Source organism: Halomicrococcus pelagicus (assembly GCF_051917725.1).
Classification (GTDB): Archaea; Halobacteriota; Halobacteria; order Halobacteriales; family Haladaptataceae; genus Halomicrococcus.
Genome location: NZ_JBQBLX010000013.1, coordinates 1 through 823, shown reverse-complemented (window position 1 = coordinate 823; position 823 = coordinate 1). Strand labels below are relative to the sequence as shown.

Below are 823 nucleotides of genomic sequence, written 5' to 3'. Positions count from 1 at the left end.
GACGGACCCGACGGTGAGGGACGAAAGCTAGGGTCACGAACCGGATTAGATACCCGGGTAGTCCTAGCTGTAAACGATGCTCGCTAAGTGTGGCACACGCTACGAGCGTGTGCTTCGCTGCAGCGAAGGCGTAAGCGAGCCGCCTGGGAAGTACGTCCGCAAGGATGAAACTTAAAGGAATTGGCGGGGGAGCACTACAACCGGAGGAGCCTGCGGTTTAATTGGACTCAACGCCGGACATCTCACCAGCTCCGACAGTAGCAGTGACGGTCAGGTTGATGACTTTACCTGAGCTACTGAGAGGAGGTGCATGGCCGCCGTCAGCTCGTACCGTGAGGCATCCTGTTAAGTCAGGCAACGAGCGAGACCCGCGTCCGTAATTGCCAGCAACACCCTCGTGGTGGTTGGGTACATTACGGAGACTGCCAGTGCCAAACTGGAGGAAGGAACGGGCAACGGTAGGTCAGTATGCCCCGAATGAGCTGGGCTACACGCGGGCTACAATGATCGAGACAATGGGATGCAACCTCGAGAGAGGGCGCTAATCTCCTAAACTCGGTCGTAGTTCGGATTGAGGACTGAAACTCGTCCTCATGAAGCTGGATTCGGTAGTAATCGCCGTTCAGAAGACGGCGGTGAATACGTCCCTGCTCCTTGCACACACCGCCCGTCAAAGCACCCGAGTGAGGTCCGGATGAGGCCACCAAGCGGTGGTCGAATCTGGGCTTCGCAAGGGGGCTTAAGTCGTAACAAGGTAGCCGTAGGGGAATCTGCGGCTGGATCACCTCCTAACACACGGGACCAGGCCGTTGCGCCTGGCCCA

At 57.8% G+C, this 823-nt stretch carries 1 rRNA gene; it reads left to right on the top strand.

The features are described from left to right. Nucleotides 1-790: ribosomal RNA gene (locus tag ACTF4R_RS21140) — 16S ribosomal RNA — on the top strand; the annotation flags it as partial. Nucleotides 791-823 lie beyond the last annotated feature (33 nt).